This is a genomic window from Microbispora sp. H11081, assembly GCF_012999535.1.
Classification (GTDB): domain Bacteria; phylum Actinomycetota; class Actinomycetes; order Streptosporangiales; family Streptosporangiaceae; genus Microbispora.
The window spans coordinates 438,228-461,791 of sequence record NZ_JABBWV010000005.1 but is presented as its reverse complement, the minus strand read 5'-3'; the positions used below and the strand labels follow the sequence as shown (position 1 = coordinate 461,791).

At 72.3% G+C, this 23,564-nt stretch carries 24 protein-coding genes and 1 riboswitch; of the genes, 9 read left to right on the top strand and 15 right to left on the bottom strand.

Annotated elements, in window-relative coordinates:
• Positions 1-27 precede the first annotated feature (27 nt).
• The 6 genes from pheA to HHX31_RS17035 form a co-directional block, all read right to left on the bottom strand.
• Positions 28-948: a prephenate dehydratase gene (gene pheA, locus HHX31_RS17060; RefSeq protein WP_169949237.1), complete on the bottom strand. Its 921-nt coding sequence runs from the start codon at positions 946-948 to the stop codon at positions 28-30.
• 133 nt (positions 949-1,081) lie between these two features.
• Positions 1,082-1,537, bottom strand: a complete 456-nt coding sequence (locus tag HHX31_RS17055; RefSeq protein WP_169949236.1) for a DUF4446 family protein — start codon at positions 1,535-1,537, stop codon at positions 1,082-1,084.
• Positions 1,538-1,559: 22 nt separating this feature from the next.
• A complete protein-coding gene (locus HHX31_RS17050) occupies positions 1,560-2,816 on the bottom strand; it encodes a glycosyltransferase 87 family protein (protein WP_311931859.1) in 1,257 nt (418 codons plus the stop codon).
• A 2,271-nt stretch (positions 2,817-5,087) separates the two neighbouring features.
• Positions 5,088-6,548: a polyprenol phosphomannose-dependent alpha 1,6 mannosyltransferase MptB gene (mptB, locus tag HHX31_RS35955; protein WP_396711146.1), complete on the bottom strand. Its 1,461-nt coding sequence runs from the start codon at positions 6,546-6,548 to the stop codon at positions 5,088-5,090.
• Positions 6,549-6,897: 349 nt separating this feature from the next.
• Positions 6,898-7,623 carry a glycosyltransferase gene (locus HHX31_RS17040; protein ID WP_169949235.1) on the bottom strand — a complete coding sequence of 242 codons (726 nt, stop codon included), beginning with the start codon at positions 7,621-7,623 and terminating at the stop codon, positions 6,898-6,900.
• Between the two features lie 13 nt (positions 7,624-7,636).
• A complete protein-coding gene (locus tag HHX31_RS17035; RefSeq protein ID WP_030511009.1) occupies positions 7,637-7,987 on the bottom strand; it encodes an STAS domain-containing protein in 351 nt (116 codons plus the stop codon).
• Between the two features lie 224 nt (positions 7,988-8,211).
• Here HHX31_RS17035 and HHX31_RS17030 point away from each other — a divergent pair, with 224 nt between their 5' ends.
• Positions 8,212-8,649 (top strand): hypothetical protein, encoded by a 438-nt coding sequence (locus HHX31_RS17030; RefSeq protein WP_249346038.1) that lies wholly within the window; start codon positions 8,212-8,214, stop codon positions 8,647-8,649.
• A gap of 15 nt (positions 8,650-8,664) precedes the next feature.
• Here the strand turns inward: HHX31_RS17030 and HHX31_RS17025 are convergent, their stop codons facing one another.
• Both HHX31_RS17025 and HHX31_RS17020 read right to left on the bottom strand, forming a co-directional pair.
• Positions 8,665-9,810: a cell wall metabolism sensor histidine kinase WalK gene (locus HHX31_RS17025; protein WP_169949234.1), complete on the bottom strand. Its 1,146-nt coding sequence runs from the start codon at positions 9,808-9,810 to the stop codon at positions 8,665-8,667.
• Positions 9,807-10,481, bottom strand: coding sequence for a response regulator transcription factor (locus HHX31_RS17020; RefSeq protein WP_169949299.1), 675 nt, complete (start codon positions 10,479-10,481; stop codon positions 9,807-9,809). The genes HHX31_RS17025 and HHX31_RS17020 overlap by 4 nt, the downstream gene beginning before the upstream one ends.
• A gap of 229 nt (positions 10,482-10,710) precedes the next feature.
• Here HHX31_RS17020 and HHX31_RS17015 point away from each other — a divergent pair, with 229 nt between their 5' ends.
• From HHX31_RS17015 to HHX31_RS17005, 3 genes are all read left to right on the top strand, one after another.
• The gene (locus tag HHX31_RS17015; protein ID WP_169949233.1) at positions 10,711-10,878 is read left to right on the top strand and encodes a hypothetical protein; all 168 of its coding nucleotides are present in this window, start codon (positions 10,711-10,713) and stop codon (positions 10,876-10,878) included.
• Position 10,879: 1 nt separating this feature from the next.
• Positions 10,880-11,161: a DUF6412 domain-containing protein gene (locus HHX31_RS17010; protein WP_169949232.1), complete on the top strand. Its 282-nt coding sequence runs from the start codon at positions 10,880-10,882 to the stop codon at positions 11,159-11,161.
• Between the two features lie 74 nt (positions 11,162-11,235).
• On the top strand, positions 11,236-11,898 hold the full coding sequence (locus HHX31_RS17005; protein WP_169949231.1) for a membrane protein insertase YidC: 663 nt from the start codon (positions 11,236-11,238) through the stop codon (positions 11,896-11,898).
• Positions 11,899-12,077: 179 nt separating this feature from the next.
• Here the strand turns inward: HHX31_RS17005 and HHX31_RS17000 are convergent, their stop codons facing one another.
• Positions 12,078-12,530 carry an ATP-binding protein gene (locus tag HHX31_RS17000; protein ID WP_311931853.1) on the bottom strand — a complete coding sequence of 151 codons (453 nt, stop codon included), beginning with the start codon at positions 12,528-12,530 and terminating at the stop codon, positions 12,078-12,080.
• A 119-nt stretch (positions 12,531-12,649) separates the two neighbouring features.
• Positions 12,650-14,494 (bottom strand): PAS domain-containing sensor histidine kinase, encoded by a 1,845-nt coding sequence (locus tag HHX31_RS16995; RefSeq protein WP_211589848.1) that lies wholly within the window; start codon positions 14,492-14,494, stop codon positions 12,650-12,652.
• 416 nt (positions 14,495-14,910) lie between these two features.
• On the opposite strand from HHX31_RS16995, the gene HHX31_RS16990 reads away from it, so the two are divergent.
• From HHX31_RS16990 to HHX31_RS16975, 4 genes are all read left to right on the top strand, one after another.
• Positions 14,911-15,471 (top strand): methylated-DNA--[protein]-cysteine S-methyltransferase, encoded by a 561-nt coding sequence (locus tag HHX31_RS16990; protein WP_169949230.1) that lies wholly within the window; start codon positions 14,911-14,913, stop codon positions 15,469-15,471.
• A 213-nt stretch (positions 15,472-15,684) separates the two neighbouring features.
• Positions 15,685-16,827 (top strand): FtsX-like permease family protein, encoded by a 1,143-nt coding sequence (locus HHX31_RS16985; protein WP_169949229.1) that lies wholly within the window; start codon positions 15,685-15,687, stop codon positions 16,825-16,827.
• Positions 16,824-17,552 (top strand): ABC transporter ATP-binding protein, encoded by a 729-nt coding sequence (locus HHX31_RS16980; RefSeq protein WP_249346037.1) that lies wholly within the window; start codon positions 16,824-16,826, stop codon positions 17,550-17,552. The genes HHX31_RS16985 and HHX31_RS16980 overlap by 4 nt, the downstream gene beginning before the upstream one ends.
• 24 nt (positions 17,553-17,576) lie before the next feature.
• A complete protein-coding gene (locus HHX31_RS16975) occupies positions 17,577-18,167 on the top strand; it encodes a TetR/AcrR family transcriptional regulator (RefSeq protein ID WP_169949228.1) in 591 nt (196 codons plus the stop codon).
• 11 nt (positions 18,168-18,178) lie between these two features.
• Here the strand turns inward: HHX31_RS16975 and HHX31_RS16970 are convergent, their stop codons facing one another.
• The 4 genes from HHX31_RS16970 to HHX31_RS16955 form a co-directional block, all read right to left on the bottom strand.
• Positions 18,179-19,519 carry a cytosine permease gene (locus HHX31_RS16970; RefSeq protein WP_169949227.1) on the bottom strand — a complete coding sequence of 447 codons (1,341 nt, stop codon included), beginning with the start codon at positions 19,517-19,519 and terminating at the stop codon, positions 18,179-18,181.
• Positions 19,510-19,626: riboswitch (TPP riboswitch) on the bottom strand. It overlaps the preceding gene by 10 nt.
• A 38-nt stretch (positions 19,627-19,664) precedes the next feature.
• Entirely contained in the window at positions 19,665-19,988 is a 324-nt protein-coding gene (locus HHX31_RS16965) for a rhodanese-like domain-containing protein (RefSeq protein ID WP_169949226.1), read from the bottom strand.
• Between the two features lie 74 nt (positions 19,989-20,062).
• A complete protein-coding gene (locus tag HHX31_RS16960) occupies positions 20,063-20,941 on the bottom strand; it encodes an Fpg/Nei family DNA glycosylase (RefSeq protein WP_169949225.1) in 879 nt (292 codons plus the stop codon).
• A gap of 22 nt (positions 20,942-20,963) precedes the next feature.
• Positions 20,964-21,569 (bottom strand): TenA family protein, encoded by a 606-nt coding sequence (locus HHX31_RS16955; protein ID WP_169949224.1) that lies wholly within the window; start codon positions 21,567-21,569, stop codon positions 20,964-20,966.
• A gap of 52 nt (positions 21,570-21,621) precedes the next feature.
• Here HHX31_RS16955 and HHX31_RS16950 point away from each other — a divergent pair, with 52 nt between their 5' ends.
• Positions 21,622-22,263: a GPP34 family phosphoprotein gene (locus HHX31_RS16950; protein ID WP_249346097.1), complete on the top strand. Its 642-nt coding sequence runs from the start codon at positions 21,622-21,624 to the stop codon at positions 22,261-22,263.
• A 65-nt stretch (positions 22,264-22,328) separates the two neighbouring features.
• Here HHX31_RS16950 and HHX31_RS35705 read toward each other — a convergent pair whose 3' ends face one another.
• Positions 22,329-23,564 (bottom strand): LCP family protein, encoded by a 1,236-nt coding sequence (locus tag HHX31_RS35705; protein ID WP_311931847.1) that lies wholly within the window; start codon positions 23,562-23,564, stop codon positions 22,329-22,331.

Below are 23,564 nucleotides of genomic sequence, written 5' to 3'. Positions count from 1 at the left end.
TACCGGAGCCGGTGCGGCTTACGCCCGTCAAGCGCGGCCTGAACGGATCTTCGCGAGCCATTCCGCGGCCTCGGAGAAGTCGGCGTCCGCCGTACCCTCCTTGATCTGCGTCGCGACCCGGTCGGCGCGCGGATAGCTGCCGAGGAAGCGCACGTCGTCGCAGAGCCGGTGCAGGCCCGCGACGGCCTCCCCGACCCGGGCGTCGGCGATGTGGCCCTCGAGATCGAAGTGGAAGAAGTAGCGGCCGATGCCGTCCCCCGTGGGACGCGACTCGATGCGGGTGAGGTTGACCCCGCGGACCGCGAACTCGCTCAGCATCTCCAGCAGCGCGCCCGGGTGGTCGTCGCGCAGGAACGCCACGAGCGAGGTGCGGTCGGCTCCGGTGGGCTCGGACAGCTGCCCGGGACGGTTCACCTTGATGAACCGGGTGACGGTGTCGGAGCGGTCGCCGATGTCCGAGGCGATCGCATCGAGCCCGTAGTACTCCCCGGCGATGGCCGGGCTGATCGCCGCGTCGTACGGAGACTCGGGAGAGGAGACCTCCTGCGCGGCGGCGGCCGTCGACGACGCCGCGATCACCACGGCGCCGGGCAGCTCGCGCTCGATGTATCCCCGGCACTGCGTGTGGGCCGCCGGGTGGGTGATGATCCGCTTGATCTGCGCCAGCTCGGTGCCGGGCCGTACGAGCAGGGAGAACTCGACGGGAAGCAGCCACTCGCCGGTGATGTGGAGCGGCCTGCCCCCGGCCAGCTCGTCGAGGGTCTGCGTGATCGCCCCCTCCACCGAGTTCTCCAGGGGGACCACCGCGCCGTCCGCCTCGCCGTCGCGGGCGGCGTCGAGCGCGGCTCCGACGTTGGCGCAGGGCAGGCGCTCGGCATCCGGCGACAGGAACCGCAGGGCGGCCTCACAGAAGGTGCCCTGAGGCCCCAGGTACGCGAGCTTCGACATGTCCTCAAGAGTATCCGCAGGTACGAACGGCGAGCATGCGGAAATGCCTCCTGTGGACAACTCCTCGATCCCGCTTGCCCTGTGGACGGCCAGAGCCCGGCGGCCGCCCAACCGCCCAACCGTCGCCGAGCCGTCAGCCGGGAACGCGGCGTGGCCTGCGCCCGCGGTTGTCAGCGGGAAGGCGGTGCGGCTCGGCCTCGGGCCCGATGCCGAGCCGCGCGGCCCGCACCGCGTGCTCCTCCTCCGGCGACAGCGGCTGCACTCCCTTCCCACCGCGCACGGCCCGGGCGTACGTGCGGGTCTCGGTGCGTCCGTTGATCGACGTCAGCACGATCCCGTCGCCGAACCCGTTGATGAGCGCCACCGAGAACGACAACCTGCCGGTCATCTCGTCGAGCGCGTCGTACCGGTACAGCGCCACGTCGCGGATCGCCCTGCTGTCCATCCCGCCCTCGACGGCGGCCCGCCGGGCGAGCACGTCCAGGCACTCCCGCACGTTGCGGCGGGCGGCGCGCAACGCGATCAGGCCGACGGTCACGCCGGTCGCACCCGCCAGGACCCCGGCCATCTGCACAACGGTAACCAGCACGCCACTGAGCGTAATGAGTCGGTCAAGTCGCCGCAGCGGGAACGGCCACAGCGGCCCGGCGTCGCGGCAGCCACGACCCGAGCAGCCAGACCAGGCCGATCGCGCCGAGCCCGAACGCGTTCTGCACGATCTTCCCCGCGACCGGGCTGAGCACGGGGATCTCCAGCGCCTTGAGCGCCACCCCCCACCACGGGATGGGCAGCACGTAGTAAAGCCACACGCCCGCCGCGACCAGCAGCCTGACCGGGTCGCGCCCCGCCCCCGCGATGGCCGCGAGCACGACCACGACCCAGGCGATGTGGTGGATCCAGGCCACCGGCGACAGCAGCACCGCCATCAGGCCCGTGATCGCCACCGCCGTCATGACGTCGCCGTCCAGGTGGGCCCGGCGGGCGGCGCGGAAGCCGTACCAGCCGATCGCGGCGACGGCGGCGAGCCAGACGACCGAGGTCAGCCAGCCGGGCAGGTAGAGCCTGAGCAGCATGCCGCGCAGCGACTGGTTGGTCGTGGCCGCGTTGGCGCCCAGACGCTCGGAGTCGAGCAGCGCCCCGAACCAGAAGTCCCTGGCGTCGTCGAACATCACCACGAACGGCAGCAGCGTGAGCAGGGCCGCCGTGAACACCGCCATGAGGAAGGCCCTGCGCTGCGCCGCGTCGCCCTCCCGTAGTGGCAGCGCCGTGATCGCCAGGTAGACGAGGAACACGCCGGGGGTCAGCTTCACCGCGGTCGCGAGACCGATCAGCATGCCGCGCGGCCACCACGGCCTGCGCGCCACGCAGTCGAGCAGGCACAACGCCAGCAGGAACAGGTCCACCTGGCCGAACCTGAACTGGTCCCTGATCGGCATGAGGTAGGTGCACGCCGCGCACAGCACGGCGAACAGCAGCGGCGCGGCCAGCACGCCGCGCACACCGTCGAGATAGGCCCGGAAGGCGTGCCGTACGGTCACGGCGAGGACGGCGACGATGGCGGCCGTCCACACCCACTGCGCGACCGGCCACGACATCACGGCCAGCGGCACCGCCAGCATGGCGGCCACCGGCGGGTAGGTGAACGGCAGCAGTTGCGGGGCCGGCGTGATCACGTCGTAGACCGGCAGGCCACGCAGCAGGGCCCAGCCGCCCGTACGGTAGACGTCCAGGTCCACCAGGCGCTGGTCCTCGGGGTTGGTCAGCCAGTGGGCGATCAGCGGCGCGGCCGCGGCGGCCACCGCCAGAAGGGCGAGCACCCATGCCCAGGCGGGCCGGCTGCGGGCCCCGGCGATCCGGCCAGTCGTCACGATTAGGCAGGTTACCGTGGAGGACCGTGGCCGCAGCGTCGACGATCATGAGGGAGCGCGGAACAGTGCCGCCTGGATCAGCACCGGATCCGGCAGCCCCGGCGATCCGGGTGCCCGGCCGCCCGATGGGCCCGGATACCCGGGTGCCCGGGCGTCCGGCCGACCCGGCGAGGCCCTCGGCCGCCGCCGGGCTCTCGATCGCCGAGCGCCGCCGTCCGTGGGGCGTGCCCTTCCTCCCCGCGTCTCCCGAAGGCTTTTCTGGAGCCCGGCGTGGCCGGTTCGCGGGGTTCTTCGCGTCGTTGCTGGTGCTCTTCGTGGTGGCCCTCGTCCTGCCCGCCGCACCCGCCTCCGCCTCGGGGCGGACAACCGTTCCCGCTCAGGAACAGGCCCTGGCAGGCCGGGTCGTGCTGATCGGGGTCCCCGGGCTCCGCTGGGACGACCTCGACCCGCGGCGGACCCCCGTGCTGTGGGACCTGGCCGGCCGTGGCTCCAAAGCGTCCCTGTCCACGAGGGCCGTCCCTCCGGAAGGACTGCCGGTGACCTGCCCGGCCGCCGGTTGGCTCACGGTGTCCGCGGGACAGCGGGCGGGGTCTCCGGGACCTGGGTGTGCGCCCGTACCCGCGCCGGTCGGCGCCGCCGGCGGCGCGGCCACGATCCCGAACTGGCCCGAACTGGTCGCGGTGCAGCAGGCCGGCCCCTTCAAGGCCCGGCTCGGGCTCCTCGCCGACGCCGTGACCGCCGCCGGAGGACGGATCGCGGCCATCGGGCCCGGAGCGGCCCTGACCGCCGCCGACTCCTCCGGCAGGGTCGCGACGTACGCCGCGACGCCCTCCGCGCTGCCCGACCTCACGCCGTACGCCCTCGTCGTCGCGGAGGCGGGGGAGATCACCGCCGCCGAGACCGACGGGCGGCCGCGCCGGGACGCCGTGAGCGCGGCCGACCGGGCCGTCGCGGAGGTGCTCGCCAGGGTGCCCGCCGGTTCGGCCGTGCTCGTGGCGGGGCTGTCCGACTCCCCCGGCCGCGGCGAGGGGTCCACCGCCCACCTGCACGTCGCCATCGCCGCGGGCGGGCCGTACGGGCAGGGGTGGCTGACCGCCGCCTCGACCAGGCAGCGGGCGCTGGTCACGATCACCGACGTCACGGCGACGATCACCCATCTGCTCGGCGTACCCACCCCAGAGGGCGCGGTCGGCAGGGCGTGGTCGGGCGGCGGAGCCGCGCCGCCCGTGGCCCAGGCGGTCCGCGAACTCGCCGACGCCGACCTGGCCAGCCAGATGCTCAGGGAGGTCAGGGAGCCGTTCTTCATCACACTGGTCGCCGCGCAACTGCTGTTCTACGCCCTGGCCGCGGTCGTCGTAAGGCGCCACCGGCGCATGCTCACCACCACGCGGGTCGTGGCGACGGTCAGCGGCGCGCTCCCTGTGTCGATCTTCCTCGCGCAGCTCGTGCCGTGGTGGGCGTTCGCGCACCCGATGCCCGCCCTGCTCGGCACGATCCTGGGCTTCGCCGCCCTGGTGGCCGGGCTCGCGTACGCCGGGCCGTGGCGCCGCCACCTGCTCGGTCCTGTGGCCGTGGTCGCCGGGGTCAGCTCGCTCGCGCTCCTCGCCGACGTGGTGACGGGCTCGCGGCTGCAGGTGAACGCGGTGGCCGGGTACGAGCCCGTGACCGGCGGGCGGTTCTACGGCTTCGGCAACATGGCCTTCGCCGTCTACTCGACGGGCACAATCCTGCTCCTGGCGGTCGTCGCCCACGCGCTGCGCCGCCGGCCGAGGATCGCCGTGGCCGTCTGCACGGCGTACGGTCTGCTCGCGATCGCGGGGGACGGCTGGCCGACGTGGGGCGCGGACTTCGGCGGGGTGCCGTCGTTCGTCCTGGGCGTGGCCGTGTGCGTGCTAATGGCGGCCGGCAGGCGGGTGTCGGTCCTCCGGCTCGGGCTGGTCGCCGTGGCGGGGGTCGCGCTCATCGCGCTGATCGCCGTGCTCGACTGGCTGCGGCCCGCCGACCGGCGTACCCACCTGGGGGGCTTCGTCCAGCAACTCGTCTCCGGCGAGGGCGGTTCCGTCGTCGGGCGCAAGCTCGGGGCGATGCTCAACACGCTCGGCAACCTGCCGTTGACGCTGCTGTCGCTGGTCGCGGTGGCGTTCCTGTTCCTCGTGCTGGCCCGGCCGTCGCGGTGGGGCGCCGCCGCGCTCAGCCTGGCGTACGAGCGGGTCCCGGAGCTGCGGGCCGGGCTGATCGGCGCGCTGACCGCGGCGTTCGCCGGGTTCCTGATCAACGACTCGGGGATCGCGATTCCGGCGATGGCCCTGACGGTCGCCGTGCCGCTGGCGCTGGCCGCGTCCGTCCACGCGCTGCGGACCGCGCCGCCCACCACAGCAGCGCGATCGTCAGCGCCAGCAGGAGCGACGGCGCCACCCAGGCCCTGACCACGTCGACGAGCCACCCCAGGTCGCGCGGCTGATCCGCCTGGCGCGCCGGCAGGTAGGCCAGCGATAGCACGGTGAGCCGGGCGACCAGGAAAACCTCAAGGCCCGGCCAGGCGACCATGGCCAGCAGCGCGAACCCCAGCCCGTCGTACCACGGCAGCGCGTACGGCGTGGCGAACAGCCAGGCCACGGCGACGGCGAGGGCGACCACCGGCCCTTCGCGGTCCGCGGCGGGGCGTCCACGCAGGAGGAGTACGGCGAGGGCGGCAAGCAGGAGCACCGACCCCGCCTGGATCCACGCCCGGTAGGCCCCCGGGCCGAACAACGCCTGGAGCGCCCTCTGCGCGAGCTTCCACGGCGTGGCGAGTGAGACCGACTTGCTCGCGTTCAGGAGCTGGTCGAGCGCGTGCGGCCCGGCCAGCAGATATGCCACGAGCACCGTCAGCGTCGCCAGCCCGGCGACCAGGACGAGCCTCCGGGGGTTCCTGCGCAGCTCCCACGCCGTGCCCAGCGCCACCACCCCCACAGTGGCCTTGACCGCGACGCCCAGGCCGAGCGGCACCCCCCTGCGGGCGGCCAGGCCCGCCACGACGAACGCGATCGCCACGGTGTCGAGGTGCATCCCCGCGACCAGTTCGTAGACGAGCAGCGGGTTGGCCGTCCACAGCAGGGCCGCGCGGCGCTGCCGTACGGGATCTCCGGCGGCGGCCCGGTGGAGCAGCAGGCCGGTGGCGATGAACGCGGCGGCGTTGACCAGGGCCATCACGAACACCGTCAGGCGGACCGACTCGCCTCCGGCAAGGCTCGCCAGCGCCTGCAGGGCCGTCGCGACCGGGCCGTACACGCTGGGCGTCCTCGTCCACTCCTCGACCCGGCCGACGACCGGATCGGCGGGAAGATCGGCGGGCACGGTCACGTAAGGGTCGTGGCCGAGGACCGCCATCCGGCCGTACGCCGCGTAGTTGAGGTGGTCGGCCGAGCCGGAGGGCGGCAGGAACGCGAGGACCGCGGCGGCGGCGCACCCGGCGACGACCAGCGTGCGTGTCGGCGGCATCCGGGCCGGGCAGGCGAGGGCGGCGGTCAGGCCGATCGCGCCGAGCACGAGCGCGGCGGCGGCCAGGGCGACGACGAGGTGGCCGCCGGGAGCGAGGCCGAGGGAGTAGGGAGGCTGCCACGGCCGTCCCGGCAGGGCGGGGACCATCGCCGAAGGCCCGAGGGCGCCGATCGTGATCGTGAGGAGGATCGACAGGCCGCCGGCGGCCGGGGCCAGCCAGGCGGCCGTCCGTACGAGCCCCCGTGAATCCACCCGCAAATTCCACCACACCCCGGCCGTGATCTTGCAGTTTGTCGCACGGGGTGGGGGTGAGCAGGGGCGACACCCTCCGTGATCTTGCACTTTGTCGCACGCACCAGCGCCGACCAGGGACGATGCCCTGCGTGATCTTGCACGGTTTCGCGGCCATCAGGCTTCTACCTGCGGCATCGCGGTAGCCGATCTTGCACGTAGCCCGCTACGAAGACTGCAAGATCACGAACGACATATCCGCAGTTCAGGACACTCGCAGCGTACTTTTATACATGATCACGAAAGCAATCGGCCCAGGTAGGCGCGCCGCGTGCGACAAACTACAAGATCACGCGGGGGGGGCGAGGGGTCAGGGGGTGGGGCGGCGGAGTGAGGGGATCTTGGGGTCACGGGCGGCCAGGGCCAGCCCTACGTCACGGAGCTGACGGGCCCTGTGCAACTGCGATCGCCAGTCGGTGCCCGTCGCCCGGTGCGACATCTCGACCTCGACCTCGACCACCCGGAATCCCTTCCTGAGCAGGTCGACGGTCAGGCCGGTCTCGACGCCGAAACCGTGCGCGAGCGGCCTGGCCGCCTCGAACGCGGCCCGGGTCAGGCACCGCTGCCCGTTGAGCGGCTGGGTCGCCTCCCAGCCCGTGAGCCGTTTGATGCCGTCGCGGGCGAGCCGTACGACCATGCCGTGCCCGCCGAGCTTGACCCTGGTCGTGAACGCCGCGATGGTCATGTCGGCCTCCCCCGCGCGCACCGGCGCGATCAGCGGGAGGGCCGCCTCCGCCGTCTCGCCCAGGTCGGCGTCGAGGAACAGCAGGTGCCGGGGAGCGTCCTCGTCGAGGAGGCGCACGGCCTCCGCCCCGCTCTCCATCGCCGCGGCCTTGCCCCGGTTGCGGCTGTGCCGTACGACCCGGGCGCCCGCCGCCCTGGCCACCCGGCCGGTCTCGTCGGACGAGCCGTCGTCGACGACCACCACGAGATCCACGCCGGGCAGCTTCAGGACGGCGGTCACGGTTGCGCCGATCCGGTCGGCCTCGTCCTTCGCCGGGATCACTACTGCGGTGTCCGGCTCCGGTACGGCCATTTCCCCCATGCGATTAACCCTGGTGCTCTGCCGTGAGCAGGTCGGCGGGCACCGTGTCGTGCACGGTGAACACCGAGTCCAGCCCGGTGACCTGGAGGATCTTGCGTACCGCCGGTCTCGGCGCCGCCACCTCCAGCGTGCCACCACGCTCGCGCAACCGCTTGAGCGCCGACAGCAGCACGTTCATGCCCGTGGAGTCGCAGAACTCCACTCCGGACATGTCGATGACCACCCGGTCAGGCCCGGTCTCCAGCAGGCGGGTGAACTCCGCCTGCAGCCGGGGCGCCGTATATAGGTCGATTTCGCCGAAGACGGCCATGACGGCCTGACCGGCGTGGGATTGCGTCGCGACTTTGAGCTCCACGAGGCGCACACTAGCGTCGTCCCGGCCTCGGGTCACGCTCCGTCGGATTCGTCGAAGAGTCGTCCGCCCTTTGTCCCCGATTCCGGCCCCATGTAAACGGCGAGTGCGCGAAGCTTGACGCTATGCGACACCGGCGTCGCCGGATGGAGGGCCCGGAACCTCCGCGTCTTGGTCGTCACTTCGCGAAGGAGGGCGGGCGCCGAGCACAGCGGGCCCGAGAGCAGATGAACACTGAGATACCCGAGGATCCCCAGCGCCGCGTGCTACGCGAATATCTGGAGACCATTCAGGTGCGCACCGAGAAGGCCTCGTCGTGGCGCGACGCGGCGGAGTCGCTGCGCGGCCTGGTCAACCGCGAAGGGTACGTCCCGGTCAGCGCCCGCCTGGCGGCCGAGGACCTGGACTTCCTGGCCGAGGCCCGCGAGGAGTTGCTGAGCTTCTCCGATCTCGGCATCAGGCTGCTGGAACTGCACCAGCCAAGAGACGCGGGCGGCATCTCCAGCGACCCCGCCAACCCGATCCTGCGGTGCCGGAGCTGCATGTGGCGCTGGCCGTGCCCCACGTTCCGCGCCATGGCGGAGGCGTTCACCCCGCGTCGCCGGGAAGCAGCCCCCGACGTCCCCCCGTGGCGCGGCCAGCTGGAGCACCAGGACGAGCCGTGACCCCGCGTACGGCCCTCAGGCCAGCGGCAGCGTGATCTCGAAGCGGCAGCCCGGGCCCTCGTTGGCCACGCCGATCGCGCCCTCGTGGGCCTCCACGATGCCGCGCGCGATCGCGAGCCCGAGCCCGGCGCCGCCGTCGGGGCCGGGCGTCCGCGCGGCCTCGCCGCGGAACGCGACGTCGAAGACCCGGGGAAGGTCCTCCTCCGGGATGCCGCCGCAGCCGTCGAGCACGGACAGGCGGGCGGTCGCGCCCTCCGTGACCGCCCGCCCGACGACCGCCCGCCCGACGACCGCCCGTACGACGACCGTCCCGCCGGCGGGCGTGTGCCGGATGGCGTTCACCACCAGGTTGCGTACGGCCCGGCCGAGCTGTCCCGCGTCGGCGTGCACCGGGACGCGCGGGTCCGCCTCGCCGGTCAGGCGCACGCCCTGGGCGCGGGCCAGCGGTTCGACGGCGGCGAGGGTGTCCGCGAGGAGGTCGCCGAGCCCCGTACGGGTGAGCGTGAGCCGCAGCGCGCCCGCGTGGATCCGCGACAGCTCGAACAGGTCCTCGACCATCCCGGCGAGCCGGTCGACCTCCACCCTGATCTGGCCGTGATAGCGCTTGACGGTCTCGGGGTCGTCGGCCACCCCGTCCTCCAGGGCCTCCACCATCGCCCGCACCCCGGCCAGGGGAGTGCGCAGGTCGTGGCTGACCCACGCGACCAGTTCGCGCCGCGCGCTCTCCAGCGTCCGCTCGCGCTCGCGGCCCAGCCGCACCCGCTCGTACGCCTGCTCCAGGGCGGCGCCGATGGTCCGCAGTTCGGCCGGGAGCGGCGTGGGCGGCGGGACGAACCGGCCGGAGGGCGGCACGCTCTCCAGCGCGGCGACGAGGCTCCTGCTGGCGCGCACCACCGTCCTGGCGTTCACCAGGGCGACGCCGAGCCCTACCAGGCCGCCGATGCCGACGACGGTGAGCACGATGTTCTTCGGCCGCCCGTCGATGACCATGGCGAGCGTGATGGCGACCACCCCGGCCAGCGTCGCGGAGACCGTCACCGCCGCGACGACCGCGAGCATCACGCCGATCGACCGGTGCCGCAGCACCCGCAGCAGCGCCAGGCCGAGGGCCGCGATGACGAGACCAAGCCCGGCGGCGACGGCGACGATCTGGACGATCATGGCAGCGGCTCGTAGCGGTAGCCGACGCCCCAGACCGTCACGATGCGGCGCGGGTCGGTCGGATCGTCCTCGATCTTCTCCCGCAGCCTGCGCACGTGGACCGTCACGGTGGAGGAGTCGCCGAACGACCAGCCCCAGACCTGGTCGAGCAGGGCCGCGCGGCTGAACGCCTGACGGGGGTTGCGCAGCAGGTAGACGAGCAGGTCGAACTCGCGGACGGTCAGGGTGATCTCCTTTCCGCCGAGGCGCACCTCGTGCGCGCCGACGTCGACCACCAGGTCGCCGTCGCGCAGGACGCCGGTGCCGGTGGGCACCAGCGCGCCCCTGGCCCGCCGCAGCACTGACCGTACGCGCAGGGCCAGCTCGCGCGGGCTGAACGGCTTGGTCACGTAGTCGTCCGCGCCGGTCTCCAGGCCGACCACCCGGTCCATCTCCTCACCGAGGGCGGTCAGCATGATCACCGGGACGGGACGGCGCTCCCGCAGCTTCCGGCAGACCTGCAGGCCGTCGAGCTTGGGCAGCATCAGGTCGAGCACCATCAGGTCGGGCGGATCGGCCAGGGCCCGGCGCAGCGCCTCGGCGCCGTCGCCCACACACTCGACCTCGTGCCCGTCGCGTTCCAGGTAGCGGGCCACCACTTCGGCGACGGTCGGGTCGTCGTCCACCACCATGACGCGGGTGGCCTTCTGGGGAGTTCTCGAGGAGGGCACGCCCTCACGGTAAGTCCGCCGGGCCGGGCATCGTCACCGTCCCAGGAGAACCGGCCCAAGATCGGTGACCGTCCGTTGATCGATTGTTTGCCGAACGCGTTGATTCACGTGAAACCTCATACATCGCGGGTATGGGGACCGATTCTCGATCAAGCTCGCGGTTGTCGGGGCCGCCGCGTACCTTTGGGCTATGGCCCGTACCGTGCTGACCGTGGTGGGAATCCTCCTGGCCCTCTGGCTGGTGTTCGGATTCGTGATTCCCGCTCTGTTCGCGACGCTCAAGTTCCTGCTGATCATCGGCGTCATCGCCCTCGTGGCCGTGGTCGCGATCACCGTCGTCGGGAAGCTGTCCCGCTGACGTGAACGCTCTCCAGGCCGCCGTCGGATCGCTCCTCTGGCTGCTGGCCGAGGTCACCGCCGGGTCTTCGGGCCCAGGCGTGCTGACCGCGGCCGGCCTGGCCGGCGTGGCCGTCCTCGTGTTCGCCTGGATGCTCTGCCGGCTGGCCGGCCTCCCCGTCCTGCGTCAGGGGCCGGGCAGGCCGTCGTACAACGGTGAGACGGCGATGGTCAGGCTGCGCGATCCCGGCGCGCCAGGCCGTCCACGTCCCCGCGCTCCATCAGGAAGTCCCGCGCTCGTCTGACCAGCCCATCCGGTCACGAGCGCTTTCGTCATGCCCTCATCCATCGGCAGAAGGCCACAGACGAAAGGCTTCCCATGTTCGACTTCGTGCTCGACCCCGCCTATCGGCTCATCGAGGCGCTAAGCCAGATCACCGGCGGCGGACTCGCGATCGTCCTCGTCACCCTCGCCGTACGGCTGTCGCTGCTGCCGCTGAGCATCCGCGTCGCCCGTGCCCAGCGGATCAGGACGCGGCTCGCTCCGCAGGTGGACAGGCTCCGCACGCGGTGGAAGAACGACCCGCAGCGACTCCTGCGCGAGGTGAACGCGGTGTACGCCAAGGAGGGCGTCGGCCAGTTCACCGGTTACCTTCCGGCGTTCGCGCAGTCACCGTTCTTCATGGTGACCTATCGGCTGTTCACGGCCGCCGTGATCGCGGGGCACCCGAACCTGCTGCTGGCGCAGAGCGTGCTCGGCGTGCCGCTGGGGGAGCACCTCGCGGCCGCGGTCGCCGGGGCGGGCCTGGTCAGCCCGCCGGTCGCGGTGTTCGCGGGGCTGCTCGCGTTGCTCGTCGCCGTGGCCGTGATCGCCGCCCGCAGGGTCGAGCCCACGGCTCCGATGCGGCGCCTCCAGGTCCTGATGCCGTTCTGGACCGTGATCGCCGCGGCCTTCCTCCCGCTCGCCGCGGGCGTCTACCTGCTGGTGAGCAGCGCCTGGACGACGGCCGAGCGTGCCGTGCTCTATCCGCGCCCGGCATGATCCCCCGGGATGCGCCGGTCACGCGCGCAGCGTGAGCGCCAAGGGCGGGCGCGACAAGAGCGGGCGTGAGCGTGCCAAGCGTGAGCGTGCCAAGCGTGAGCGCGCCAAGCGTGAGCGCGCCAAGCGTGAGCGCGCCAAGCGTGAGCGCGCGAAGAGTGAGCGGGAGGCGGGAGCGCGGGTCAGCCGACCTCGCGCAGCACCGGGATTTCGGACAGCTCGGTGTCCTCGTTTCGGTCGGGCGATGAGGCGGGGATGACGGCCCAGACGGTCGTCGCCTCCTCCTCGTGCCTGACCCCCCAGCGCTCGGCCAGGTATTCCACGATGCCGAGCCCGCGACCACCGAGCGACGACAGCGTCGGGCGGCCCGCACGGGGTTCCGTGCACGCGCCGCCGTCGCTGACGGCCACCTCCACCTGCTCATCGGAGCAGTTCCAGGTCACCTTGAGCCGGCCGCACGGGAGAGGATGGGCGTGACGCAGCGCGTTGCTCAGCAGTTCGCTCATGATCAGGACGACGTCGTCGACGGCGGACGCGAGCAGGCCCGCGGTCGAGAGTTCGGCACTGAGACGCTGACGTGCGACGGCGACGCTCGACGGTGCGTAGGGCAGCATCACGACGCTCGACGCACTCACCTCCCCCGTACCCCCCGTTTCCCGCTGCACGAGCAACTACGACCGAAATGCCCCGCTTGCTCGGCCGGGAAACCGTGCCCCACATCACAGCTTGTGCACATTGGACAATAGTTCAGTGCTTAAGTGGTGACGCCACGCTCCGATTCCTCGCACCGGGATGAAGATTCCGCCGAGTTCAGCACCAGTCTCATCCTGGTGCCCCCGCCGGATCGGGGCAAAGCGGCGACGTCACCGCCCTGGGCCCGCGCGAGGTTGCGCACGATGTAGAGCCCGAGCCCGACCCCGCCGAACCTGCGCCGGTTGCCGCTGTCGGCCTGGACGAACCGCTCGAAGATCCGCTCCCGGTCGCCCGGCGCGATACCCACTCCCTCGTCGTCCACCACCAGCACGACCTGGTCGCCCTCCGGCCACGCCTCGACCCGGATCAGTCCGCCGTCGGGGGAGTACTTGAAGGCGTTCTCCAGCAACTGGGCCAGGAGGATGTCCGTGGCCAGCGCGTCCCCGTACACGAGGGGGAGATCGGGCGGGATGTCCACCTCGAACCGGTGCCGGTCCGACAGGACCGGCAGTCCGAGCGTCGCGATCTCCACCTGGCTGGCCAGGTCGAAAGGCTCGACCCGGACCTTCAGCTCCTCCGCGCCCGCCCGCGCGCCGAGCAGGAGGTGGTCCATGAGCTGCCCGAGCGAGCGGGCGCGTTCGGCGATCGTGTGGACCGCCGATCTCCGCTCCGCGTCCGCCAGGTCGTCCCAGCGGGAGTCGAGCGTGCTGGCGAAGCCGTGCACGATCGTGATCGGCGTACGCAGCTCGTGGCTGGTGGTGGCGAGGAACAGGTCCTTGGCCTCCTCCAGTTCCTTGGCCCTGGTCACGTCGCGGAAGTCGACGACGGTCTCCCCCGTCTCCCGGATCTCCGCGCACAGCACGTCGAGCCACCGCCCGGACGGGAGCTGGAAGGTGAGCTTCTCCCCCGGCGCCGGCAGCGGGAAGGGCGGCGGCCCCCCGATCACCTGGTCCGCCGGATGGCCGGTCAGCTCGGCCGCGGCGGGATTCCATCGCACGACCGCCCCGGCGCCGTCCAGCACCGCGATGCCGTCGGCGCTGGCGTCGAAGACCGCCCGCTCGTGGGCGCGCTGCCGCACCGCGTCCTGGTACGCCATCGCGTTGGCGACCGCGATGCCGGCGTGCCCGGCGAGCAGTTCGAGCAGTTCGAGCTCCAGATGGCTCGCCTTGCGCCGGGCGAACAACGCGTAGAGCGCTCCATAGGGACGCCCGCCGACGACGGCGATGCCGACGGCGATCGTGTGCAGGCCGGGCACGCGCGCCCAGATCAGGTCGGGGAAGCCCTCTGGGCCGGTCTCCAGCAGCACGGTCTTGCCGGTGCGCAGCAGCTTGGCGACCAGGCTCGTGTGCAGGTCGGCGGTCGCCCCGCGGAGCGTCTCTGGCAGGTGGTGGACGCCGACCAGGCGCAGCCGCTCCCCCTCGATGGACACGAAACCGCCGGCGTCGGCCCCGGTCAGCTCGGTCAGGCTCTCGGCGATCCGGTCGAGCACCACGGGCAGGTCGAGCTCGGCGTTGATGTCGCCGACCACGTCGGTCAGCCGCCGCACCAGCCGGGCGCGGCGCACCATCCTGCCGTGCGCGGCGTCGTCGTCCTCGGCGGCGTGGTAGACGTTCACGTACCCGAGCAGGGCGCCGCCCGGCGAGCACAGCGCGCTCGTGTCCACCCGCAGGTCCAGCAGCCGCCCGTCGCGGTGGAGGCGCTTGGTGGTCAGCGACACCCGGCCGCCCGCGCGTACGCGTTCGAGCACGGCGTTGTGCTCGGCCATCAGCTCGTCGGGCACGATCGGCGCCCGCATGCCGAGCAGGTCGGCGGCGGGCCAGCCGAAGAGCCGCTCGGCCGCCGGGTTCCAGCTCAGCACGGCGAGGTCGCGGTCGAGCGCGACGATCGCGTCGGGGGAGCCGGCCAGGACCGCTCGCGCGAGGCCCTCCTCGACACCGCCGAAGACGGCGCCGCCCGAGACCGCGCCACCCGAGACGGCGCCACCCGAGGCCGCACCAACCGAGCCCGTGCCAACCGAGCCCGCCTCGTCGGAGACCACACCGAAGGCCGCGTCGCCGAAGGGTCCGGCAGGAGTCCCGTTCACCGGCACGGCGGCGTTCCCGTGCAACCCTGCGGCTCCACCGGGTTCGACGCCGAACCTGCCCACGAGCGGGTCCACCGCCTTTGCGACCGCGGGCGCGATGTCCGCCGTCCGGCCGTCCACGCTGCTGTCACCCACGTCCCCATCGTGCCTTCTTTCACCTTTTGATCTTGGGCTTTTCCAGCACCTCGCGACCGCTCCGATACGCTGCCTGCACGCAGTGAAGAGAAAGTGGGGCGCCCATGTCCACCGAGGACCTCGAAGCCCTGCTCCGCGTGACCTCGCCGGGCTACGTCGGCGTGGCCCCGCCCGAGGTCGCCTTCGGCACCACCGACACGCCGGTGGGCCGCCTCGTCCTCGCGGTGACCGCGCGCGGCGTGCTGGCCTGCACCTACGACGACGAGCACAAGGTCTTCGCCCGGATCTCCCAGGCCGTCGGCTCGTTCATCGGGCCCGACCCGCGCCGTACCGATCCCCTGCGCAGGGAGTTGGACGCCTACTTCACGGGCAGGCTGCGCACCTTCTCCCTCTCCGTGGACCCGCGTCTGGTCACCGGCTTCAGCCGTACGGTGATCCACCTCATGCCGGCCGTGCCGTACGGCGGCGTCACCACCTACCAGGAGATCGCCGAGCGGATCGGACGGCCGCAGGCGCCCCGCGCGGTGGCCAACGCGCTGAGCGGCAACCCGGTCTGTCTGCTCCTGCCGTGCCACCGGGCCGTGGAGGGGCCGGGCTCGCTCGGCGGGTACGCGGGAGGCCAGGCGGCCAAGGAGCACCTGCTCCGCCTGGAAGGCGCCCTCTAGTCGTCCCCGCGAGATTCCATCCGGGGAGTGGCCTGCGACCTCGGGCTCCGGCGCTGCTCCGCGGCGGCGTCCGGGCGTCGGCCCTGGCCATGACCATCCCAGCACTCTCCACGAAGTACGGCGAAGACAAGTTCCCAACGCAGTGTTGGTATGTTACCAACGGTGCGTCGGCAAGGCGCTCCTCGTCTCCCGAACCCTTCCGCAAGGAGTGCCATGTTCCTGGCCTGGCGCGAGCTGGTCTTCGCCCGCGCACGCTTCGGCCTGATGGGTGGAGTCGTCGCCCTCATCGCGATCCTCGTCGTGCTGCTGTCGGGCCTGTCCACCGGGCTTGTCAACGACGGCGTCTCGGGGCTGCAGCGGTTGCCCGTCACCGCGTTCGCCTTCGCCGAGGGCACCAAGACCGACTCCGCCTTCTCCCGCAGCACCGTCAACGTCGATCAGGCCGAGGCGTGGAAGGAACGGCAGGACGTCGGCGACGCCGCGCCGTTCGGCAACATGCTGATCAACGCCAAGGCCACGACCTCCGCCGGCACCCAGGTGCCGATCGACCTGGCCCTGTTCGGCGTCGAGCCCGGCTCCTTCCTCGCCCCCGCCGTCTCCGACGGCGCGAGACTCGGCGACCCCGACGGGCTCGTGGTCAGCCAGACCGTCCTCGACGGGGGCGTGAGCATCGGTGACACCATCGTCGTCGACCGCCTGGGCACCCGGTTCAAGGTCGTCGGCACCACGGGCGACCAGCGCACCTTCGGCCACGTCGACGTCGCGTACCTGCCGTTGCGCACCTGGCAGCAGGTGCACGCGGGCGCCGGGCCGGGGGACGAGGTGCGTGACGGCGCGTACGAGGAGGCCACGGCCATCGCCCTGCGCGCCAAGGACGGCGACCGGATCGACCTGTCCGGCGGCGACGCCGCGGCGGGCACCACGAGCATGACGCTGGAGGACTCCTTCAGCGCCTCTCCCGGCTACTCCGCCGAGACCTCCACGCTCATGCTGATCCAGGTCTTCCTGTACGCCATCTCCGCGCTCGTCGTCGGGACGTTCTTCACGGTGTGGACGATCCAGCGCAAGCACGAACTCGCCGTCATCCGGGCCATGGGCGCCTCCACCGGCTATCTCATGCGGGACACGATGATCCAGGCGACCGTCATCCTGACCGTCTCCACGGCCGTGGGCTTCCTGCTGGGGCTGGGGGGCGGCACGCTGCTCACCACGACCCCCATGCCGTTCGCGCTGGAGGTGGCCCCGCTCGTCTTCGCCGCCCTGCTTCTCGTCGGCCTCGGCCTCGCCGGCGCCGCCGCGGCCGTGGGCCGCATCGTACGCGTCGACCCGCTCGCAGCCCTGGGAGGGCAACGATGACCACCGGCAGCTCCACCTCCCCCCGTCCTGTCGCCCGCCGGGCCGACGCCAAGGAACGCGGCGGCCTGCTGGTGGAGGGCGTCACGCTGACCCTCGGCGACGGCGACGCCACGGTCACCGCGCTAGACGACGTGCACCTCGACGTGGCGCCGGGCGAGTTCGTGGCCATCGTCGGGCCCTCCGGCTCGGGCAAGTCGAGCCTGCTCGCCGTCGCGGGCGCGCTCACCACGCCCGACTCCGGGCGGGTCCTGCTCGACGGCGTCGACATCTCCGCGGCGAGCCCTCGTGAGAAGGCGCGCCACCGCCGCGAACGGATCGGGTTCGTCTTCCAGTCCGGCAACCTCATCCCCGCCCTCACCTCGCTCGACCAGCTCCGCTTCGCGCTCGACGTGGCGGGCAAGCGCCCTGGTGACGGCCACGACCCGCGGAAGCTGCTCGAACGGGTGGGCATGGGGCACCGCGCGGGGCACCGCCCCCACCAGCTGTCCGGCGGCGAGCGACAGCGCGTCGGCATCGCCCGCGCCCTCGTCACCCGTCCGGCCGTGCTGCTGGTGGACGAGCCGACCGCCGCCCTCGACCGCGCCCGCAGCGACGACATCGTCACGTTGCTCGCGCACGAGACGCACGAGTCCGCCGTCGCGACGGTCATGGTCACCCACGACCACGACGTTCTCGGCCACTGTGATCGCGTGCTGTCGATGGTGGATGGGAGACTGACCGAGTAATCGGACCATGGTGGAGGAGGTCACTTGCCACGCATTCGGGAGTCGACCGTCGCCGAGCATCGGGCCGCCCAGCACCGGGCTCTGCTCGACGCCGCGAGGGAGATCCTCGCGGAGACCGGCAAGCCGCCGACGCTGACCCTGGTCGCGGCGCGCGCCGGGCTGGCCCGGCCCAGCCTCTACCAGTACTTCCGGTCCTCGGAGGACCTGCTCAACGCGCTGGTCAAGGACGTCTTCCCCCGCTGGTCCGCCGGGGTCGCCGCCGCCATGGACGCCGCCGCGACCCCGGCCGACCGCGTGCTCGCCTACGTGCTCACCAACTTCGAGCTGATCGCCGAGGGTGAGCACGCGCTGGCCACCGTCCTCGCCGAGGTCGCGCCGGACGAGACGGTCGCCGAGCAGAGCCGCGCCATGCACCGGCAGCTTCTGGAGCCGCTCGTGCAGGCGCTCGACCACCTCGGCGTCACCGCGGTGGCCGAGACCGCCGAGATGATCAACGCCATCGTGTTCGCCGGGTCCCGGCTGATCGAGTCCGGCACGGACCTGCAGACCACCTGGGAGTCCGCGCGGGCCCTCCTGGAGCCGTTCGTACGCACCGCGGGCACGACGGCCTCCTAAAAGAGCCCCTTTCAGCGGCGGGACCGCAGGCGGCGGGCCGGGACGGACAGCACCACGGTCGCCAGCACGGCGACGAGGAACGCGGCGAGCGCGGCGTTCATCCAGGGCTGGTGGACGAACCCGATCGCGAGGCGGACGTCGGTCCAGAGCCCGTCCCACCAGCCGACCGTCGGGGTCGAGGTCACGATCCAGTACGCCGCGAAGCCGAGGACCCACGGCACGACCATGAGCCACCGGGAGGGCGCGTCCTCGGCGGTGTTCCACCCGGCGGCGCCGCCGAGCAGGAAGTAGTCGACCACCAGGACGGCGAACATCGGCACGAAGACCGCCCCGATCACGCTCAGGAACGCGCCGTACGAGTTCACGTCGGCGAACAGCGCGATCAGGATCGTGAGCACGCCGATCACGACCGAGATCGCCCGGCGGTCCCAGCGCGGCGCGAGGTTCTGGATCGACACGGTCGTCGAGTAGACGTTCGCGAACGACTGGTCGGCCTCGCGCAGCACCAGGATGCCGAAGAACAGCGCACCGAGAGGCGCGGCCACGAACGGGTCCCACACCTTGTCGGGGTCGTTGCCGACGAGGGCGAGCGCGGCGATACCGAGCGCCAGGCAGGCCACCTGGGCGATCGTGTATCCCCCCACCACGCCGGTGAACGCCGCGCCGCTCGACCGCGAGTGCCTGGCGTAGTCGGCGGCCAGCGGCACCCACGACACCGAGAGCGCGATCACGTAGTCGACGGCGGGGGCGAAGGCGTCCCAGGAGCCGCCCCCCACCGACGGGCCCTGCCGGAACAGGGCCACCGACAGCCAGAGCATCGCGACCACCACGCCCACGGTGACGTAGCGGCGCAGCAGCCGCAGCGCGCCGAGCGGCCGGATCGTCAGCCCGATGGTCAGCGCCCCCGCCGCGAGCACCCACACCGCGTACGGCACCGCCGTGCCGAACAGCGCCTGCGCGCCGCTGGCGATGACCCACAGCTCGAAGGCGCCCCAGCCGAGCATCTGCACGATGTTCAGCACGGTCGGGATGTACGAGAGCCTGGCCCCGAACAGGCCGCGCAGCAGCACCATCGCGGGCCGGCCTGTGCGTACGCCGGGGATCGCGGCCAGGCCGACCATGGCCGTCCCCAGCAGGCTGCCGACGATGGCGGCGAGCACCGCCGCCGTGAACGTGAGCGGCTTGCCGCCCAGCGGGTCGAGCAGGAACAGCGCCCCGGAGAAGCCGAGGAGGCTGACCCCGAGGTTGGCCCAGAACGCCCCCTGGTCGAGCAGCCCCAGGGTCTTGGGGACCTCCTCGTCGAGGGTGAGCGGAACCTCCGCTTTCGCGTCGTCGACGACGGCAGAAGTCATCACACGCTCCCTACGCCGGCATTATCCGGACAGGTTCATGCGGTCGGCGGCACGACTTCGATCCGCCCTCTCAGCCCGGTCACGCCCGAGCTCCCGCGGGTATTGATGATGTCTTGGGGATTATGACACTTCTTTTCCCATTTTCCTACGCGACGTAGGGCGTCTCGCCGGTCTCGCTGACCATCGGACGTCCGGTGACGGCCCACGACTGCATGCCGCCGTCCACGTTGACGGCGTCCCTGCCGATGTGGTTGAGCCACATCGCGGCGTGCGCGGAACGGCCGCCGACGCGGCAGACCACGAACACCTGCCGGTCGTGCGGCACCTCTTCCACCCGCGCCTGCAACTCGCCGAGCGGGATATGAACGGCGCCGGGCGCGTGGCCCGCCACCCACTCCTCGTTCTCACGGACGTCGAGCAGGTAGGCGTCGTCGGGCAGGGCGTCGGGGGTGATTTCCGGCAATGTCATGCGCCCATTGTGGCGGCCCCGCGCCGATGCCCGTGCCCGCCCCGGAAGCTGTGACCCACGGTGATCCGCGGGCGCTACTTCAGGAGACGGGACAGCCTGCGGTCGGCCAGCGGCTTGCCGCCGGTCTGGCAGGTCGGGCAGTACTGCAGCGACGAGTCGGCGAACGACACCTCCCTGATCGTGTCGCCGCACACCTCGCACGCCTCGCCCGTACGGCCGTGCACGCGCAGGCCCGACTTCTTCTCCGACTTGAGGTCCTTGGCGGCCAGCCCTCTGGCCCGGCCGACCGCGTCGCGCAGCGTGCTCACGATCGCGTCGTGCAGGTCGGCGATCTGGGTGTCCGTCAACGTCCCGGCGATCTTGTAGGGCGACATCCTCGCGACGTGCAGCACCTCGTCCGAGTAGGCGTTGCCGATGCCCGCGATCACCTTCTGGTCCCGCAGCAGGCCCTTGATCTGCGTCCGGCTGCCGCCCACGATCGTCTTGAGCGCGTCCGGCGTGAAGTCGGCCGCCAGCGGGTCGGGCCCGAGGCCGGCGATGCCGGGGACGTCCTGCGGATCGCGCACCACGTACACCGCCAGGCGCTTCTGCGTGCCCGCCTCGGTCAGCTCGAAGCCGGGGGCGCGGCCGTCCTCGCCGGGCGACAGCCGTACGCGGACCGCGAGCGGGCCCTTGCCGGGCCGCACCGGCCGCGCACCCGTGAGGTCGTCGCGCCAGCGCAGCCAGCCGCCTCGGGCCAGATGGGTGACGAAGTGCAGGCCGTCGCAGTCGACATCGAGGAACTTGCCGTGCCGCGCCACGCCGGTGACGAGCAGCCCGGCGAGCGCGGTGACGGGCGGGTCGACGGTCTTCAGCGCCTGGAAGGCGGTCACGTCGACGCCGACGACGGCATGGCCGACGGCGTGCTCGCGGAGGAACTCGGCGAGCGCCTCCACCTCGGGCAGCTCCGGCATGCCTTCACAGTAACCCGGCGGGTCAGGGCACGTCCCAGAACGCGAGCTCGTGTTCCATTCCCCGGACGAACAGCTCCTTGGCACGCGTGGGATCGGGAGCCGCCTCGTCGATCATGACGGCGATCCGCTCGGCGAGGGCGGCGAACGCGGGGTCGGCGTACGTGTCCACCCACGCCTTGTACCGGGGCTCGGCGGGCGGGTTCTCGGCCAGGATCCGGCCGAGCGTCGAGTAACCCCACATGCAGGGGTACAACGCGGCCAGGCCCTCCGCGTAGTCGCCCGCCGCCTCCAGCAGGAACGAGGTGTACGCCACGCAGGCCGGGCCCTTCACCGCGCCGTCGAGGTCGGCGCCGAACCCGGCCGACAGCGACCGGTGCAGGTCCAGCTCGTCGTGCCAGGTCGCGTACGCGAGGTCGACCAGGTCGCCGAGGTGGCCGTCCGGAGCCTGCCACGCCAGCCGGCTGAATACCCGGACGTAGTCGAGCAGGTACAGGTAGTCCTGCTCAAGCCATGATCGGAAGACCGGATCCGGCAGGTCGCCCGCCGCGATGCCGCGTACGGTCGGGTGCGCGAGCTGGGCATCCAGCATCGGCCGCCCGATGGCGTGCAGCTCATCAGATATTCCCATAAAGGCACATTCTGGCCTGGATGACCGGGTTATGCTCGACGACGTGACACTGATGATCGCCGAGGAAGTGCTGCTGCTGGCCTACCGCGAGGACACCGGCAAGCCCGTCATCGGATCGGTGGAGCTCGACTGCGCCGTGGCTGGCGCCCTCCTCGCGGAGCTCGCCGTACGCGGCCGCGTCGGCTTCGACGGCAAGAAGCTGCGGGTCGAGGACGACGCCCGGCTGGGCGACGAGATCCTGGACGGTGCGCTCCAGCGGGTCGCCGAGGAGACCCGGCCGCGCGACGCGAGCTGGTGGGTGGGCAAGCTGCGCGCCGGCGGGCTGCGCAAGCGGCTGCTGACCCGCCTGGCCGCGCGCGGGGTGCTGAGCGAGCAGGCCGACCGGATCCTGGGCGTCTTCCCCACCACGCGCTATCCGGAGCTCGACCCGCGCCACGAGCGGGACGTGCGCGAACGCGTCCACAACGTGCTGGCGGGAGCCGAGCCCGACGAGCGCACCGCGGTGCTGTTCGCGGTCATGCACGCGGCCAAGCTCGACCGCAAGGCCTTCCCCGAGGCGCCGAAGGACCGGGTCAAGGAGATCGCCCAGGGCCAGTGGACCGGCGAGGCGGTCCGCAAGACGATCGCGTCCGTGCACGCCGCCGTCCTCGCGGCCACGTCCGCCGCGGCGGTCGCCGCCGCCGCGGGAAGCTGAGCCCCGGCCGCTGAACCCGGCCGCCTCGGGGAGCCGAGCCCCGGCCGGGAGCGCCGCCCGCACGGCTACTTGGTGATCACGTCCTTGGGGACCGGCTTGTCGGCGGCGAGCGCGTCGAACAGGCGCAGCGCCTTCTGGGTGTCCCACTTGACCACCGCCTGGCCGCCGATCGTCGGCAGCGAGCCGACCGGCACGGCGGTGGCGACGGGCCCCTCGCGCATCGCGAGACCGACGGACAGCAGGTCGAACAGGCCCGTGCCGGGGTCGACGGCGACCGAGTCCGCCGCGCTCAGTGCCAGCGGGATCGAGGTGAACGGGTTGATCAGCGTGCCGGGGCTCGCGGCCTTCTGCACGACCGCGGAGAAGAACTGACGCTGCCGCTGGGTGCGCTCGAAGTCCGGGATGGCGCCGGTGGCCCTGGTGCGGACGTAGCCGAGCGCGGTGCCGCCGTCCATGTCCTGGCAGCCCTTCTTCAGGTTGATCCCGGCCTTCGGGTCCTTGATGTCCTGCTTGACGCAGATGTTGACCCCGCCGACCGCGTCCACGATGCCGACGAACCCGCCGAAACCGATCTCCATGTAGTGGTCGATCCGGATGCCGGTCACCCGCTCGACCGTCTTGGTCAGGAGCTTCGGCCCGCCGAAGGCGTACGCCGCGTTCAGCTTGCCGCTGCCGTGCCCCTCGATCGGCACGTACGAGTCCCTGGGGAGGCTGACCAGGGTCGGCCGGCCGCTCTCGGGGATGTGCAGCAGCATCATCGTGTCGGTGCGCTTGCCGACGGCCTTGCCGGTGGCGAGCTTCCTGCGCTGCGCCGCGGTCAGCCCCGCCCGGCTGTCGGACCCGACCAGCAGCCAGTCCTGACCCGGCGTCTCGGCGGGCCGCCCGTCGTAGTCGGTGAGCGACTCGACCGGCTTCAGCCGGGACCCGATCCAGAAATATCCGGCGACGGCGGCCACCAGCAGGAGCACGACCAGCACCACGACGACCCGCAGAACGGTCCTGCCGGTCCGCCGCGGCCCGCGGCCACCGCCGCGCACGGCCCTGTCGCGACCCCTCGGCCCGCCGCCGCCACCGTCCGGCGCGGCGTCCGTGACCCCGGCCGCGCGCCCGCCCCCGCCCAGCGGGCGGATCGGCGCGCTGCCGGAACGCGGCTTGCCGTACACCTTGGAACGGGCCCGGGGGACCGTGTCCTCCCTGCCCGACGCCGCCGGAGCGGCCGGAGCCGCCACCCGTGGCTGCGCCTCCGGACCGGGCCGGGCCGTACGGCGGTACGCGCGGGTCGCCTCGTCGTCGTCGGCCAC